The organism is Duganella sp. SG902 (assembly GCF_013376005.1).
Classification (GTDB): domain Bacteria; phylum Pseudomonadota; class Gammaproteobacteria; order Burkholderiales; family Burkholderiaceae_D; genus Rugamonas.
The window spans coordinates 281,929-296,863 of sequence record NZ_JABMJK010000006.1; the positions used below are offsets into that span (position 1 = coordinate 281,929).

General features: G+C 64.7%; 16 protein-coding genes and 1 pseudogene. 9 read left to right on the plus strand and 8 right to left on the minus strand.

The genetic code is table 11. The annotated features are described in order from the left end of the window. The first annotated feature begins 4 nt into the window (after positions 1–4). From FHW83_RS15650 to FHW83_RS15675, 7 genes and pseudogenes are all read left to right on the plus strand, one after another. Entirely contained in the window at positions 5–886 is an 882-nt protein-coding gene (locus FHW83_RS15650) for a proline/glycine betaine ABC transporter permease (protein ID WP_176647276.1), read from the plus strand. After that, positions 883–1,725: a glycine betaine/L-proline ABC transporter ATP-binding protein gene (locus FHW83_RS15655; RefSeq protein ID WP_176647277.1), complete on the plus strand. Its 843-nt coding sequence runs from the start codon at positions 883–885 to the stop codon at positions 1,723–1,725. The genes FHW83_RS15650 and FHW83_RS15655 overlap by 4 nt, the downstream gene beginning before the upstream one ends. Before the next feature lie 5 nt (positions 1,726–1,730). After that, positions 1,731–3,260, plus strand: coding sequence for a histidine ammonia-lyase (gene hutH, locus FHW83_RS15660; protein ID WP_176647278.1), 1,530 nt, complete (start codon positions 1,731–1,733; stop codon positions 3,258–3,260). A 74-nt stretch (positions 3,261–3,334) separates the two neighbouring features. Then, a pseudogene (locus tag FHW83_RS31335) lies at positions 3,335–4,123 on the plus strand (transporter substrate-binding domain-containing protein); the annotation flags it as partial. Beyond that, complete coding sequence (aroQ, locus tag FHW83_RS31340; protein WP_373997224.1) at positions 4,097–4,582, plus strand: gamma subclass chorismate mutase AroQ; 486 nt, start codon at positions 4,097–4,099, stop codon at positions 4,580–4,582. The pseudogene FHW83_RS31335 and the gene aroQ, both read left to right, overlap by 27 nt. Positions 4,583–4,619: 37 nt before the next feature. After that, a complete protein-coding gene (locus tag FHW83_RS15670) occupies positions 4,620–5,498 on the plus strand; it encodes a hypothetical protein (RefSeq protein ID WP_176647280.1) in 879 nt (292 codons plus the stop codon). 47 nt (positions 5,499–5,545) lie between these two features. After that, a complete protein-coding gene (locus FHW83_RS15675) occupies positions 5,546–5,818 on the plus strand; it encodes an acylphosphatase (RefSeq protein WP_176647281.1) in 273 nt (90 codons plus the stop codon). On the opposite strand, the gene FHW83_RS15680 is transcribed toward FHW83_RS15675, so the two are convergent. Beyond that, positions 5,752–6,750, minus strand: coding sequence for an alpha/beta fold hydrolase (locus tag FHW83_RS15680; RefSeq protein WP_176647282.1), 999 nt, complete (start codon positions 6,748–6,750; stop codon positions 5,752–5,754). The two genes, FHW83_RS15675 and FHW83_RS15680, sit on opposite strands and share 67 nt — an antisense overlap. A 267-nt stretch (positions 6,751–7,017) precedes the next feature. On the opposite strand from FHW83_RS15680, the gene FHW83_RS15685 reads away from it, so the two are divergent. Together FHW83_RS15685 and FHW83_RS15690 are read left to right on the plus strand one after the other, a co-directional pair. After that, positions 7,018–7,785, plus strand: coding sequence for a flagellar brake protein (locus FHW83_RS15685; protein ID WP_229224207.1), 768 nt, complete (start codon positions 7,018–7,020; stop codon positions 7,783–7,785). Positions 7,786–7,865: 80 nt separating this feature from the next. Beyond that, on the plus strand, positions 7,866–8,216 hold the full coding sequence (locus FHW83_RS15690) for a hypothetical protein (protein ID WP_176647283.1): 351 nt from the start codon (positions 7,866–7,868) through the stop codon (positions 8,214–8,216). A gap of 4 nt (positions 8,217–8,220) precedes the next feature. On the opposite strand, the gene phoR is transcribed toward FHW83_RS15690, so the two are convergent. From phoR to pstS, 7 genes are all read right to left on the minus strand, one after another. Next, entirely contained in the window at positions 8,221–9,534 is a 1,314-nt protein-coding gene (phoR, locus tag FHW83_RS15695; protein WP_176647284.1) for a phosphate regulon sensor histidine kinase PhoR, read from the minus strand. A 7-nt stretch (positions 9,535–9,541) separates the two neighbouring features. Next, complete coding sequence (gene phoB, locus FHW83_RS15700) at positions 9,542–10,234, minus strand: phosphate regulon transcriptional regulator PhoB (protein ID WP_176647285.1); 693 nt, start codon at positions 10,232–10,234, stop codon at positions 9,542–9,544. Positions 10,235–10,242: 8 nt separating this feature from the next. Beyond that, entirely contained in the window at positions 10,243–10,953 is a 711-nt protein-coding gene (gene phoU / locus FHW83_RS15705) for a phosphate signaling complex protein PhoU (protein WP_176647286.1), read from the minus strand. Positions 10,954–10,989: 36 nt separating this feature from the next. After that, on the minus strand, positions 10,990–11,793 hold the full coding sequence (gene pstB, locus FHW83_RS15710; RefSeq protein ID WP_229224208.1) for a phosphate ABC transporter ATP-binding protein PstB: 804 nt from the start codon (positions 11,791–11,793) through the stop codon (positions 10,990–10,992). Positions 11,794–11,815: 22 nt separating this feature from the next. Further along, positions 11,816–12,688, minus strand: a complete 873-nt coding sequence (pstA, locus tag FHW83_RS15715; protein WP_176647287.1) for a phosphate ABC transporter permease PstA — start codon at positions 12,686–12,688, stop codon at positions 11,816–11,818. Continuing rightward, complete coding sequence (pstC, locus tag FHW83_RS15720; protein WP_176647288.1) at positions 12,688–13,686, minus strand: phosphate ABC transporter permease subunit PstC; 999 nt, start codon at positions 13,684–13,686, stop codon at positions 12,688–12,690. The genes pstA and pstC overlap by 1 nt, the downstream gene beginning before the upstream one ends. Before the next feature lie 150 nt (positions 13,687–13,836). Continuing rightward, positions 13,837–14,883 (minus strand): phosphate ABC transporter substrate-binding protein PstS, encoded by a 1,047-nt coding sequence (gene pstS / locus FHW83_RS15725; RefSeq protein ID WP_176647289.1) that lies wholly within the window; start codon positions 14,881–14,883, stop codon positions 13,837–13,839. Positions 14,884–14,935 lie beyond the last annotated feature (52 nt).

The window sequence follows — 14,935 nt, forward strand, 5'->3', positions numbered from 1 at the left end:
TCACATGACATCGTTCCCCGAAGCCCTTAAGATTTCCCTGGTCGAGCCGATCAACGACGCGGTCGACGCCGTCAACAACCGCTTCGGCGACGCCTTCCACGACGGCGCGGTCTGGCTGTTGCGGCATGTGCTGGTGCCGTTCGAAAGCGCGCTGCGCGCCCTGCCCTGGTGGCTGGTGCTGGCCGCCGTCTTCCTGCTCAGCCTGCACGCGACGCGGCGCTGGCCGCACGCCATCGGCTACACCGCCTGCGTGCTGCTGGTCGGCTGCCTCGGCCTGTGGGACCAGTTGCTGCAGACCCTGGCGCTGGTGATCGTGGCGACGCTGATCGCGGTGGCGCTGGCGCTGCCGCTGGGCATCCTCAGCGCCCGCAGCGACGGCCTGCGGCGGCTGCTGATGCCGCTGCTGGACGTGATGCAGACCATGCCCAGCTTTGTCTACCTGGTGCCGGTGCTGATGCTGTTCGGGCTGGGCAAGGTGCCGGCCATCCTGGCCACCATCATCTACGCCACCCCGCCGCTGATACGCCTGACCGACCTCGGCATCCGCCAGGTCAGCGCCGAGCTGACCGAGGCCGCGCTGTCGTTCGGCGCCACCCGCTGGCAATTGCTGATCGGCGTGCAGCTGCCGCTCGCCCGGCCCAGCATCATGGCCGGCCTCAACCAGACCATCATGATGGCGCTGGGCATGGTCGTGGTCGCCTCCATGATAGGCGCGCGCGGCCTCGGCGAGGACGTGCTGGAGGGCATACAGACGGTCAACATCGGCCGCGGCCTGCAGGCCGGCATCGCCATCGTCATCCTGGCGATCGTGATGGACCGCATCACCCAGGGCTACGGCAGGGATCGCCGTCAACGCAAGGCGCAAACGGACAAGGCAAGCACATGACTCCCTACAAAATCCAGGTCAAGAACGTGGTCAAGGTGTTCGGCGCGCGCTGGCGCCAGGCGCTGCGGTTGCTGCGCGACGGCGCCGGCAAGGCCGAGGTGCTGGCGCAAACCGGCTGCACCATCGGCCTGCACGACGTGTCGCTGAACATCGAGGCCGGCGAGATCTTCGTCATCATGGGCCTGTCCGGCTCCGGCAAATCGACGCTGGTGCGGCATTTCAACCGCCTGATCGAGCCCAGCGCCGGCACCATCCTGATCGACGGCCAGGACGTGCTGGCCATGTCCGAGCGCGCGCTGCGCGAACTGCGGCGCCACCACATCAGCATGGTGTTCCAGGGCTTTGGCCTGCTGCCCCAGCAGACCGTGCTGGACAACGCCGCCTACGGCCTGCTGACGCGCGGCGAACCGGGGCCGAGTGCCCGCGCCAGCGCCCGCGCCTGGCTGGAGCGGGTCGGCCTGCGCGGCTACGAGGACCAGTACCCGGACCAGCTGTCGGGCGGCATGCGCCAGCGCGTCGGCCTGGCGCGCGCGCTGGCCGCCGACACCGAGGTGCTGCTGATGGACGAGGCCTTCAGCGCGCTCGATCCGCTGATCCGCGACGACATGCAGGACCAGTTGCTGACGCTGCAGGCCACGCTGCGCAAGACCATCATCTTCATCACCCACGATCTGGACGAGGCGCTCAAGCTGGGCGATCATATCGCCATCCTGCGCGACGGCAGGCTGGTGCAGGTGGGCACGCCGGAGCAGATCCTGGCTGCGCCGGCCGACGACTACGTGCGCAAATTCGTCGAGAAACGCGCCCACGCGGCAACGCCGGCGCACGAAACGAGGTGATCTCCATGCAAACCGCAACCGTCGTATTGGATGAGCTGGCGCCGGCCGGCTACCAGGACGTGGCCCGCGTCGCCCACGGCGCCCGCTTCGAGCTGAGCCCCGCCGTGTGGCAGCGCATCGGCGCCGCGCGCCGCATCGTCGATGCCATCGTCGCCGATGGCGTCAAGGCCTACGGTATCAACACCGGCCTGGGCGCGCTGTCCGAGGTGGTGCTCAGCGGCGAGCAGCTGGGGCAGCTGTCGCGGCGCACGCTGCAGAGCCACGCCTGCGGGCTGGGCGCCACGCTCGACGTGGCGGAGACGCGCGCCATCATGTGCGCGCAAATCATCAACTACAGCCGCGGCCACTCCGGCATCAGCGCGCCGGTGGTGCGGCAGTTGCTGGACTTCCTGAACCTCGGGCTGACCCCGGTGGTGCCGATGCAGGGCTCGGTCGGCTATCTGACCCACATGGCCCACGTCGGCCTGGCGCTGATCGGCCTGGGCGAGGTGCGCATGCACGGCCGGATCCTGCCCGCCAGCGAGGCGCTGGCCGCGGCCGGGCTGGCGCCGGTGGCGCTGGGCGCCAAGGACGGCCTCAGCCTGGTGAACGGCCTGCCCTGCATGACCGGCCTGCTGTCCCTGGCGCTGGAGCAGGCCAGGCGGCTGGCCTGCTGGGCCGATCTGATCGGCGCCATGAGTTTCGAGGCGCTGCGCGGCCAGCTGAGCGCCTTCGACGAGGAGGCCATGCTGCAAAAGCCGTATCCCGGGCAACTGCGGGTGGCCGCCAACCTGCGCGCGCTGCTGGACGGCAGCGAAGTGCTGCGCTGCGGCCAGGGCATCCGCACCCAGGACGCGCTGAGCCTGCGCTCCATGCCGCAGATCCACGGCGCCGCGCGCGAGCAGATCGCCCATGCCGAGCGCCTGATCCAGATCGAACTGCAATCGGCCAACGACAATCCGCTGGTGTTTGGCGACGAGCACAACTACCGCGTCATCTCGCAGGCCAATCCGCACGGCGAAGCGATGGCGATGGCCGCCACCACCTTGTCGGTGGCGGTGGCGGAGCTGGGCGGCGTGTCCGAGCGGCGTATCGACCGCCTGGTCAATCCGCACGTGAGCGGCCTGCCGCCGTTCCTGATCGCCGAGAGCGGCGTCAATTCCGGCCTGATGATCGTCCAGTACGCGGCGGCTTCGCTGGTGGCGGAAAACAAGATGCTGGCCCAGCCGATGGTGCTGGACAACTACATCACCTCGGCGCTGCAGGAGGACCACCTGTCGCTGGGGACGCCGGCGACGCTGCATTTGCTGCGCATCCTGAACAATGTGCAGAAAGTGCTGGCGATCGAGTACATCACGGCGGCGCAGGGCCTGCACTTCCACCCCGGCATGGAGCTGGGACGGGGCACCCGGCTGGCGCTCGATCATCTGCGCACCAAGGTGGCGCCGCTGCTGGAAGACCGCATCGTCGCGCACGACATCATGCTGGCCGACTGCCTGCTGGCGGACCGCGCGCAACTGCCGCGGTTCGAGGCGGCGCTGGGCCGGACACTGTAGCCGCGAGCGCCACGCGGTTGACACACGTCGCCACTTCTCCTACGCTGTGCCGTCACAGATCAGGGAGGTAAGACATGCACGCAGCGACCGGCCGGGCACATGGCGCGAAACTCATCATCCTGCTTGGCGCGCTGCTCGCCGCCGGGCAAGCTCCGGCCCAGGCCAACGCCGGCGAGGTGCTCGGCGACGTCAACGCGCGCGGCGCGCTGCGGGTGGGCAGCACCGGCGATTACAAGCCATTCAGCTACCGCAGCGGCAAGGACTTCATCGGCCTGGATGTGGAACTGGCCGGTGAACTGGCGCGCGCCATGGGCGTGAAACTGGTCATCGTGCCGACCACCTGGCCAACGCTGATGAGCGACTTCAACGCCGGCAAGTTCGATATCGCGATGAGCGGCGTATCGGTGACGGCCGAACGCCAGAAACAGGCCTTGTTCTCGGTCAGCTATCTGCGCGACGGCAAGACGCCGATCACCCGCTGCGGCAACGAGGCGCGCTTCCAGACGCTGGCGCAGATCAATCAGCCGGAGGTGCGGCTGATCGTCAATCCGGGCGGCACCAACGAGCGTTTCGCCCGCACGTACGCGCCCCGGGCGCAGCTGACGGTCTATCCGGACAACGTCACCATCTTCGGCCAGATCGTCGCGGGCGCCGCCGACCTGATGATGACGGACGCGATCGAGACGCGCTTGCAGCAGCGCCTGCACCCCGAGCTGTGCGCGGTGCATCCGGAAGCGCCGTTCGACAGCGCGGAGAAAGCCATTCTGCTGCCGCGCGACGCCGCCTTCAAGGCCTATGTCGACCAGTGGCTGGAGCAGCGTATGGCCAATGGCGGTGTGCGCGCCAGTCTCGACCGTTGGCTGGACTTCCCGTGGAATCTGGAACCGCTGCGGCAGGCCATCGACCAGCGCTTGCTGCTGGCGCCCGCCGTCGCCCGCGCCAAATGGAACGTGCAGGCGCCGATCGAGGACTTGCCGCGCGAGGCGCAAGTCATCGCGGCGGCGGTGCGGCAAGGCCGTGCGCTGGGGTTGCCGGATGCGTGGGTGGAAGCCGTCTTCAAGGCGCAGATCGAGGCCTCCAAGACCGTCCAGCGCGAACTGTACGCGCAATGGCAGGCCCAGCACGCCGGCCACTTCGACGACGCCCCCGATCTGGCCAACACCATCCGCCCCGAGCTGGATCGTATCACCGCCCAGCTGCTGCGTGGCATGGCTGACAATCAGGCCGCGCTGAACGGCAAGGCCCAGACCATGCGCCCGCTCGACGCGGCGGCGCTCAGCCCGGCGGCGGCCGCGCAGGCGCTGGCGCCATTCCCGCATTGAGGCATCGGCTTTACGGCCACGACAAGGAGTTGTTTTGATGACGCTTGAAACCTCCATCATGCTTTGCTCTCATCACACTGCGGACGATGGCTGGGACTATATCTCGGCCCATCCGCAGCCGTTTATCTGGAGCGACGACGAGGATCCGGTCGCCACATGGAACCGCCAACTTGGCGAAATCCTGGGTGCGGTGAACGATGAGGCAATACCCGGCAAGGAGGATTCTCAACAGCTCTCGTTTCGCGATCGAACCGTCGAGGTGCGATGGGAATACAATCGTGATGACCGATTTCGGCTTCTCCACGCGCTCGCAAGGGTCGCCCGTCCGGAAGCGGATCTGCGGCTGTGCCGGGGCTCGACGCATAGCAGCGACGTCGCTTTCCTGGCGATGCCGTCGGCGGACTGGAACAGTCTTGAATCGCAGCTTGGCCGGGACACGGTGGGCTTGCATTTTCTTTCAATGGATTCGTCATTTGATGCGTTCATGGAGGCGGCTTTCGCCATGCCGGACGGCCCGCCAGGCGGCTTGGCGCCAGACCTGACGGACTGGGACGGCGGCGCCAGCTATCAACCCGACAAGCTTGATTACCAGATCGTCAGCGACGGCCCAGGCCAGCCACGCCTGGAGGTATTGCACGCTCTGGTGCGCAAGTACCTCGAGGCGGGAACTGTCACGGTGACGTTCTGGCAAACGCCGTCCAAACAGTACGTCGATCGCGACGATCTGGTGGAGCACATCGCCAGCCGCCTCGGGGCGACACAGATTCGCGTAGCGAACTCGGCGTGCACGGGCTTTCTCGTCATTGAGGAAAATGGCGTGGCGGCCGGCTGGCGCACCGATGGCTGGCAACCTGCGGTTGAGGCGTCAGCTCCGGCGAGTGCGAAATGGTGGCAATTCTGGCGGCGCCGTGCTTAACGCTGAGCCGGGGTACACTATGTCTTCATCTGCTCCCGGAGCTGCCCATGGCTAAGCGCTTGTTGATTACTGGATTGGTCCAAGGCGTGGGTTACCGCGCTTCGTTTGAGCGCCAGGCGGTGGCGCTGGGCTTGCGCGGCTGGGTACGCAACCGGCGCGACGGCTCGGTGGAGGCGGAGGTGGATGGCGATGCCGCCGCGCTGGAAGCCATCACCAGCTGGGCGCGCAAGGGCCCGCCCGCCGCGCGCGTGGATCATGTCGCCATCGAGGAGTCGGCAACACCTGTTGCGGAGGCGTTCAGGATACTGCCGACGGTGTGACGCCGTTTGGTGCGGAAAAACTCCCAGGCCGCTTCGGCGACTTCAAGGTCGGCGTTCTGCAAGCCGGTCAGCCAGTTGATGAAGCCGGGATAGCGCTTAAGGCGGCTTGGCTCGGCATGACCGGCGCCATCGATCCGGTACAGGCCGACCTGCAGCCCATCCGCCTGCCGGCCCCAGATGTAACGGGTGACACTGGTCCTGGCTTGTGGATCACTTTTCGGCAGATGCACGATGTCGGGCGTGTCCGGCAAGCCCGCCAGCTCGCGCCAGGCGTGTACGCTGGCTTCGATGCCGCGCACCGGCTCGGCAAATCCCAGTGCATACCAGGGCTTGCCGCCGTGATAGTAAATCAGCGGATCGGCGGTGCAGCCAAAAATCAGCGCCGGCAACGGCATGCCCGGCTCTTTACCGCGGCCCGGCGGCGGCATCCCCGCCAGCACAACAGAGAAAGCCGCCAGCTTGTGCGGCAGCGCGGTGGCCACGGCATACGCCATCCAGCCGCCGCGCGACACGCCGATCAGGTACACGCGCGCGGGATCAACATCCAAGTGGCCGACCGCGTGCTCGATCAGCGCGCCGATGAAGGCGACGTCATGCTTTTTGGCGACCCGGGCTTCCGGGGCAAAGCAGTCGCTCCAGCCGCCCTTTCCCGCGTCCGGCGCGATCACCACCAATTGCTCGCGCGCGGCAATTTCCAGCCACAGCGAGAGCGGCGATGGCGGGAATGCCTGCCCCAGCACTTGTTCCGCCGAGGCGCCGGCGCCATGCAGCACCACCACCAGGCCGCGCTTGCCGCCGGTCGAGGCCGGCGGCGCCGCCACCAGGTAACGGCGCGCGCCTTCCGGACGATCGAGCGTGGCCGCCGCAGGCAGCAGGCCGGGACCGGCGCTGTCGCTGGTCCCGCGCAGGAATTGGTGGAGTTTTGCGGTCACGCCCGGCATCGAGGTCCTGTTTTATATTGTCCGGCCAACAGCATAACCGAAGTTGAGGTTTTGATATTTATCAAATAACGTTTCCGCTTGTCCGAATGTCAGAGCTGACCCCGATGTGTTGATTTGGCAACGGGCGGTGTTGCGGGCGCTACTCATACTTGACAGCAGACGTTTCCTGTCATCCGAAATAGGTTGCCATTCGGAAAAATTCGACTATGATGTAGTTGTAAATGGGACCCAAACAACGTCTAACTCACAATAAATATTATGACGCTCCACGAGGCACATGCCGTCCTGATCCGAAAAGGACCACCACGGCCACAAGACGCGATAGCGCCCTTCACGGCGCAGGCTGGCAACTCGTTCGACATGGCCACCGAGGACGAGATTGGCGATGCGCTCACCTTGCTGGCCGAGCATGGCGATGCCATCTCCATGTATGCCCCCGGCAGCCGTGAGCCGATATTCGGCCGTATCCTGACAGTCGACCCCGAGTTGCCGCATTTTGTGATGGAGTTGAATGAGGGCGCCGCCCTGCCTCCAGGCAAGATTACGTTTGTCACCACCCTGCGCTCGGCCAAGCTGCAGTTCCGCCTGTCCAGCGAGGACTGGAAGCCGGTGCCCGGCCAGCCGCTGCACATTCCCATGGTGTTCCCGGAAACCTGCACCGTGCTGAACCGGCGCGGCACCGAGCGCGTCGAGACCCCGCTCGGCATCACTTGCATGGCCTTGTTCGCGATCAACGAGACCACCGAGCATGAGCTGCCGGTCTACGATATCTCGGAGGGCGGTATCGGCATGCATTGCTCCAAGAACCGCGCCAAGGGCTTGATCAAGGGCCGCAAGCTCCAGAATGTGGTGCTGGAATTGGGCGAGGTCACCATCGAGGTCGAGGAGATGGAAATCCGCTTCGGCCGCTCTTTCCGCTCTTTCCTGCTGGGAGAACAGTTGCATCTCGGCTGCATGTTCACCAAGCTGTCGCCGGAGGCGGTCGCCAAGGTGAAGAACGTGATCGATCAGATCAACCATCCTTAGCCGCGCGCTCGGTTAGGCCGCGAACAGACCTCCGGCGCCAACCCCGTAAGCTCCTTGTTGTGAGATTACAAGGAGCTATCATGTCTATCCAGTTCGCCAGCGATACCGATCACGCCGCCAGCGTCAAGGCGGCCCTTCATTCACAGCAACAAGCGCCGTTTCCGCTGACCATCAGTCAGCTGTTTTTGCGCAGTAATCCCGAACAACGGGCCGATCTGCTCAATCATTTGCTGGCCAATGTCAGTCCGGAGATGCGCACCGCGCTGGCCGGCAGCATCGGCAGTTTCAGCGAGGACGGCACGCATCCGCACATTACGCCCGAGCAGACCGAGCAGATCGCCCCCGGACAGGTCGAGGAGATCGCCGCCACCGCCGAACAGCATACGCCCGGCGTGCTCGCGCAACTCCAGCCGCAGGGCGAACACGCTTAAGGTTTTAACCCGGCAGCAGTTCCGGCTGCGGTTGCACGACGGCGGTTTTGGGGATGCAGACGATGAAGGTGCTGCCTTTGCCGGCCTCCGATTTGATCTGCAGCGTGCTGCCGTGGCGCAGCAGCACGTGCTTGACGATCGCCAGCCCCAGCCCGGTGCCCTGGGTTTCGCGCGAGCGGCTCTTGTCGACCCGGTAGAAGCGTTCGGTCAGGCGCGAGATGTGCTCCGGGCTGATGCCGATGCCGGTGTCCTCGACCATGAATTTGACTCCGCCTTCGTACGCTTTCCATAGCAGGTGGATCTTGCCGCCGGCCGGGGTGTAGCGCACCGCGTTGGAGGCCAGGTTGCCGAAGGCGCTGTGCAGTTCCTCGTAGGAGCCCAGCACGTCCGGACCGCTGACTTCCATGGTGATGTCGTGCTTGCCGGCCGACAGCGCGCGCGCCTCGCGCAGCACCTGGTCCATCAGCTTGCTCACGTCCACCGGATCGGGCCGCATCGGGTAGTCCACCGATTCCAGCCGCGACAGGGTCAGCATGTCCTCGATCAGGTGCTGCATGCGATGGCCCTGCTCGGTCATCAGCTTGAGGTGCGAAGAGCGCGTGGCCGCGTCCAGGCCCTCTTGCGCGGCGATCTCGAGGAAGCCGACGATCACCGTCAGCGGCGTGCGCAGCTCGTGCGAGGCGTTGGCGATGAAGTCGCGCCGCATTTCCTCGATGCGCTCGGTTTCGGTGGCGTCGTGCGTCACCAAAATCTGACGGCGGTTTTCAAACGGGATGATGTGCACGATCAGCTTGCGCTCGCGGAAGCTGATGGTCAGCGGCTGGTCGTAGCGGCCGAGGATGATGTAATCCATGAAGTCCGGGTTGCGCACCAGGTTGGTCACGCGCATGCCCTTGTCGCGCTCGTTGCTGAGGCCCAGGTGCTTTTCCGCCGCCGGGTTGCACCATTCGAGGAACAGCACGTCGTCCATGATGGCCACGCCGTCCGGCAGCAGGTGCATGGCCTGGCGAAAGCGCGCCAGCCATTCGGTCAGCTCGGCCTGGTTTTTCTCGTCCTCGCGGCGCATGCGGTACAGGCGCGAGAAGATGTTGGTCCATTCGCCCCAGCCGTCCGGCAGCTTGGCGCTTTGCGGGTCGTCCATCCAGTTGCTCAGCTGGTAGAGGTAGGACAGTTGCGTGAACACCAGCGCCAGCATGGCGATCAGCGCCAGGATCAGGCCGTTGACCCAGCCGAACATCCAGCCCGCCAGCGCGCAGGCCGCCAGAATGATGGCGGTGCGCAGCGCGGCAGGCACCCAGAACACCAGTTTTGGATTCATTTAAAACTCAGCTTTTTTCCGACAGCATGTAGCCGACACTGCGCACGGTTTTGATCAGGTGCTCGGCTTCCTTCAGGGCCTTACGCAGGCGCAGCACGTGCACGTCGACGGTACGCTCTTCGATCACCACGTGATCGCCCCACACCTTGTCCAGCAGCTGGCTGCGCGAGAACACGCGCTCCGGGTGCGCCAGCAGGAATTTCAACAGTTTGTATTCGGCATGGCCGATGTCGATCTTCTGGTCGTCCATGGACACCGTGCAGCTGACCGGGTCCAGCATGATGTTGGCCGCGCGCATGGTCGCCTGCGCGTGTTCCGGCGCCTTGCGCCGCAGCAGGGCCTTGGCGCGCGCCAGCAGCTCGCGCGGCGAGAACGGTTTGGTGACGTAGTCGTCGGCGCCGGTGTTGAGGCCGGCCAGCTTGTCTTCTTCCATGCTCTTGGCGGTCAGCATGATGACCGGGATGTCGTTGAACTGACGGTCCGAGCGGATGCGCGACAGCAGGCGCAAGCCGGTCGAGTCCGGCAGCATCCAGTCCAGCAATATCAGTTGCGGAGTCTTGCTCTGGATGAAGTCCCAGGCCTCGCCCGCGCTTTGCACGGCGCAGCAGTTCCAGCCCGCCTCGCGCAGCGAAAATGTCACCAGCTCGACAATCGCCGGTTCGTCTTCAACAATCAGTACAGTGGTTTTATCAGATGCCATGTGTGGTGTTATTCAGCTTGCTCAGGCTGTTCTTCCAGTGCGTGGGTCTTGGTGTGGCGGATGTCCTTGCCTTCCACCACGTAGATCACGTATTCCGCGATGTTCTTGGCGTGGTCGCCGATGCGCTCGATCGCCTTGGCCACCCACAGGGTGTCCAGCGCGGCCGAGATGGTACGCGGGTCTTCCATCATGAAAGTGATCAGGTTGCGCATGATCGAGCGGAATTCGTGGTCGATCACGGCGTCCTGGGCGATCAGTTGCAGCGCCTGCTTGCCGTCGTTGCGGGCGAAGGCGTCCAGCGCGTCGTGCAGCAGGTCCGAGGTGTTGTTGGCGATGCCGCGCACCATTTCATAGTGGTTGACGGTCACCGCGCCGCGCGCGTGCAGGGCCTTGGCCACGCGGGCGATCTTGGTGGCTTCGTCACCAATGCGCTCCAGGTCGGTGATGACCTTGATGGTGGCCATGATGGTGCGCAGGTCGTTGGCGGCCGGCTGGCGGCGCACGATCAGGTGGCTGCACTGGTCGTCCAGCTGCACTTCCAGCTGGTTGACGGCGTCGTCCTCGCGCATCACGCGGTCGGCGCGCTCGGAGTTGCCGATGCGGAAGCAGGTCATGGCGTCGAGGAACTGGGTCTCGACGATGCCGCCCATCAGCAGCACTTTGCTGCGGATAGCTTCCAGCTCGTTGTCGTACTGTTTGGATGAATGTTCACCGATCATGCTGCACTCCAATTGTGAGTAGTATTATAAGATGGATCAGCCGAAACGGCCGGTGATGTAATCCTGGGTCTCTTTGCGAGCCGGATTCATGAAGATCTGGTCGGTTTCGCCGAATTCCACCAGCTCGCCCAGGTACATATAGGCGGTGTAGTCCGAGCAGCGGGCCGCCTGCTGCATGTTGTGGGTCACGATGGCGATGGTGTAGTCCTGCTTCAGCTCGGAGATCAGTTCTTCCACCTTGGAGGTCGAGATCGGGTCCAGCGCCGAGGTCGGCTCGTCCAGCAGCAGCACGTCAGGCTTGACGGCCACGCCGCGCGCGATGCACAGGCGCTGTTGCTGGCCGCCCGACAGCGACAGGCCGCTCTTGGTGAGCTTGTCCTTGACTTCGGTCCACAGCGCGGCTTTTTTCAGCGCCCATTCCACGCGCTCGTCCATCTCGCCTTTCGACAGGTCTTCGTACAGGCGCACGCCAAAGGCGATGTTGTCGTAGATCGACATCGGGAACGGGGTCGGCTTCTGGAACACCATGCCCACCTTGGCGCGCAGCATGTTCAAGTCCTGGCCGCCTTCGAGGATGTTGCGGCCGCGGTACATGATGGAGCCTTCGGCGCGCTGGCCCGGGTACAGGTCGTACATGCGGTTCAGGGTGCGCAGCAGGGTCGATTTGCCGCAACCCGACGGGCCGATGAAGGCGGTCACCTGCTTTTCGTGGATGTCCAGGCTGACGTTGTGCAGGCTCTGGGTTTTGCCGTAGAAGAAGTTCAGGCCGGCGATTTCAATGGTCTTGCGCTTGCCTTGGTTCATGGCGACGACGTTTTCTTGGCTCAGTTGCGTATTCATTGTATGGATTCGCTTTATCGGATTAATTCGGGGCTTTTTGGGCAAACACGGTGCGCGAGATGATGTTCAGGGCCAGCACGCTGAAGGTCACCAGCAGTGCCCCGCCCCACGCGAGTTCGCGCCAGTTGTCGTAAGGGCTCATGGCGAAGCCGTAGATCACCACCGGCAGGTTGGCCATCGGCGCGTTCATGTCGGCGCTGAAGAATTGGTTGTTCAGGGCGGTGAACAGCAGCGGCGCCGTTTCACCCGAGACGCGCGCCACGGCCAGCAGCACGCCGGTGATCACGCCGGCCTTGACGGCGCGCAGGCGTACCATCATCGCCACCTTCCAGCGCGGCGCGCCCAGCGCAAACGCGGCTTCCAGCAGGCTGTTCGGCACCAGGCGCAGCATGTTGTCGGTGGTGCGCACCACCACCGGCACGGCGATTAGCGCCAGCGCGATGGAGCCGGCGTAGCCCGAGTAGTGCTTGGTGGTGGCCACGTACATGGCCCACACGAACATGCCGATCACGATCGACGGCGCCGACAGCATGATGTCGGTGACGAAGCGGGTGATGCTGGCGATCTTGTTCTCCTCGCCGTACTCGGCCAGGTAGATGCCGGCCAGGATGCCGATCGGGGTCGAGATCAGGGTCGACAGGCCGACGATCATGACGCTGCCGAAGATGGCGTTGATCAGGCCGCCACCCTCGCTGCCCGGCGCCGGCGTGGTTTGGGTGAACATATTGATGCTCAGCGCGCCGAAGCCTTTCACCGCCAGGGTGATCAGGATCCAGGCCAGCACCAGCAGGCCGACCGACATGGCGGCCACCGACAGCGCGATGCCGATGCGGTGCGTCAGCAGACGCTTGCGGTACACCGGGTTCATCGCGGCTTTTTCCAGAGTTGCGCTCATTATTTGACGCCTTCCTTGCGAGACATGCCGGCCAGCATCAGCTTGGCGGCGGACAGAACGATAAAGGTGATCACGAACAGGATCAGGGCCAGCGCGAACAGCGACGAGGTGTGCAGCGGCGTATCCGATTCGGCGAATTCATTGGCCAGGGTGGAGGCGATCGAGTTGCCGGCGGCGAACAGCGAGAACGACAGCTTGTTGGCGTTGCCGATCACGAAGGTCACGGCCATGGTCTCGCCCAGCGCGCGGCCCAGGCCCAGCATCACGCCGCCGACCACGCCGGTCTTGGTGTACGGCAGCACGATCTTGCGCACCACTTCCCAGCGGGTGCAGCCCAGGCCGTACGCCGATTCCTTCAGCACGGCCGGGACGATCTCGAACACGTCGCGCATCACCGAAGAGATGAAGGGGATGATCATCACGGCCAGGATCAGGGCGGCGGTCAGGATGCCGATGCCCATGGTCGGGCCGCTGAAGAACTGGCCGATCAGCGGCAGCTGGCCCAGCGTCGATTTCAGCAGCGGCTGCACGTAGTCGCCGAACAGCGGCGCGAACACGAACAGGCCCCACATGCCGTAGATGATGGACGGGATGCCGGCCAGCAGCTCCACCGCCGTGCCCAGCGGACGGCGCAGCGCGGTCGGGCAGATCTCGGTCAGGAACAGGGCGATGCCGAACGACACCGGGAAGGCGATCAGCAGCGCGATGCCGGAGGTGGCCAGCGTGCCGACGATGGCGATCATGGCGCCGTACTGGTCGTTGACCGGGTCCCACTCCACCGTGGTGATGAAGGCCGGGCCGAACTCCTTGAAGGCCGGCCAGGCGCCGACCATCAGCGAGAAGATAATCCCCAGCAGCACCGCCAGCACGGACAGCGCGAAGATCATGGTGGTCTTGTGGAAGAAGAAGTCCTGGATGCGCTGCTTGCGCATGGTGCGCAGCATGGATTGCATCGCAGCCTGTTCCGCGGCGGTCATTGGGGCGGTGCTGGTATGCATGGCCGGCTCTTGCTTGGATAGTGGCGTGGAAGTGATATCTGCGCTCATATTTTTTCTCGGTGGATGTAAGCTAGCCTGCGGTGTCCGGGTTGGGCGCCGCAGGCTAACCCCCTCGCCGCCGCGACCGGGGCGGCGAAGGGACAGTCCGGATTAGTAGATGGCCTTGCCCGAAGCGTCTTTCAGGTTGGCTTTCCAGGAATCCTGCACCAGCTTGACCACCGAGGCTGGCAGTGGAACGTAATCCAGATCGGTGGCTTGCTGGCCGCCGTTCTTGAAGGCCCAGTCGAAGAACTTCACGACTTCCTTGCCTTTGTTGGCGTCAGCCTGGGCCTTGTGCATCAGGATGAAGGACACGCCGGTGATCGGCCACGAGTTCTTGCCGGCCTGGTCGGTCAGCACCACGCCGAAGCCCGGGGTCTTGGTCCACTCGGCGTTGGCGGCGGCGGCCTTGAAGAACTCGTCGTCAGGCTGCAGGAAGTTGCCGTCCTTGTTTTTCAGCTGGGTGTGCGACATTTTGTTTTTCTTGGCGTAGGCCCACTCGACGTAACCGATCGAACCCTTGATGCGCTGCACGTTGGCGGCCACGCCTTCGTTGCCCTTGCCGCCCACGCCCACCACCCACTTCACAGCGGTCGAGGCGCCGATCTTGGTCTTGAATTCAGGGCTGGTTTTCGACAGGAAGTCGGTGAACAGGAAGGAGGTGCCCGAGCCGTCGGCGCGGTGCACCACGGTGATGTCGTCGGCCGGCAGCTTCACGCCCGGGTTCAGGGCGGCGATGGCTGGATCGTTCCACTTGGTCACTTTGCCCAGGTAGATGTCGGCCACCACCGGGCCGGTCAGTTTCAGCTGGCCTGGGGTGATGCCGTCCAGGTTAACCACGGTCACAACGCCGCCCATGATGGCTGGGAACTGCATCAGGCCTTCGGCGTCCAGGTCGGCGGCCGCCAGCGGCATGTCCGATGCGCCGAAGTCGACGGTCTTGGCCTTGATCTGCTTGATGCCGGCGCCCGAACCGACGGACTGGTAGTTCAGGCCGTTGCCGGTGGCGGCTTTGTACGACTCAGCCCATTTGGCGTAGATCGGGTACGGGAAGGTCGCGCCGGCGCCGGTCATATCGGCGGCGTGGGCGGCCGACGAGAAGGCCATCACGGCCGCTGCGCCTACCACCAGGGAAGAGATCAATTGTTTCAGTCGCATTTCAAGTCCTTTGTTATGACAGGTTAGGATGCTGCGCAGTCTAGCGGGCGAA

Bases quoted from the DNA above. Each gene is read 5' to 3' on its own strand.
- FHW83_RS15650 (WP_176647276.1), top strand. From the start codon at position 5: ATGACATCGTTCCCCGAAGCCCTTAAGATTTCCCTGGTCGAGCCGATC.
- phoR (WP_176647284.1), bottom strand. From the start codon at position 9,534: ATGAATCCAAAACTGGTGTTCTGGGTGCCTGCCGCGCTGCGCACCGCC.
- FHW83_RS15685 (WP_229224207.1), top strand. From the start codon at position 7,018: ATGACGCTCCACGAGGCACATGCCGTCCTGATCCGAAAAGGACCACCA.
- phoB (WP_176647285.1), bottom strand. From the start codon at position 10,234: ATGGCATCTGATAAAACCACTGTACTGATTGTTGAAGACGAACCGGCG.
- phoU (WP_176647286.1), bottom strand. From the start codon at position 10,953: ATGATCGGTGAACATTCATCCAAACAGTACGACAACGAGCTGGAAGCT.
- pstC (WP_176647288.1), bottom strand. From the start codon at position 13,686: ATGCATACCAGCACCGCCCCAATGACCGCCGCGGAACAGGCTGCGATG.
- FHW83_RS15675 (WP_176647281.1), top strand. From the start codon at position 5,546: ATGGCTAAGCGCTTGTTGATTACTGGATTGGTCCAAGGCGTGGGTTAC.
- FHW83_RS15690 (WP_176647283.1), top strand. From the start codon at position 7,866: ATGTCTATCCAGTTCGCCAGCGATACCGATCACGCCGCCAGCGTCAAG.
- pstA (WP_176647287.1), bottom strand. From the start codon at position 12,688: ATGAGCGCAACTCTGGAAAAAGCCGCGATGAACCCGGTGTACCGCAAG.
- pstB (WP_229224208.1), bottom strand. From the start codon at position 11,793: ATGAATACGCAACTGAGCCAAGAAAACGTCGTCGCCATGAACCAAGGC.
- hutH (WP_176647278.1), top strand. From the start codon at position 1,731: ATGCAAACCGCAACCGTCGTATTGGATGAGCTGGCGCCGGCCGGCTAC.
- FHW83_RS15655 (WP_176647277.1), top strand. From the start codon at position 883: ATGACTCCCTACAAAATCCAGGTCAAGAACGTGGTCAAGGTGTTCGGC.
- FHW83_RS15670 (WP_176647280.1), top strand. From the start codon at position 4,620: ATGACGCTTGAAACCTCCATCATGCTTTGCTCTCATCACACTGCGGAC.
- pstS (WP_176647289.1), bottom strand. From the start codon at position 14,883: ATGCGACTGAAACAATTGATCTCTTCCCTGGTGGTAGGCGCAGCGGCC.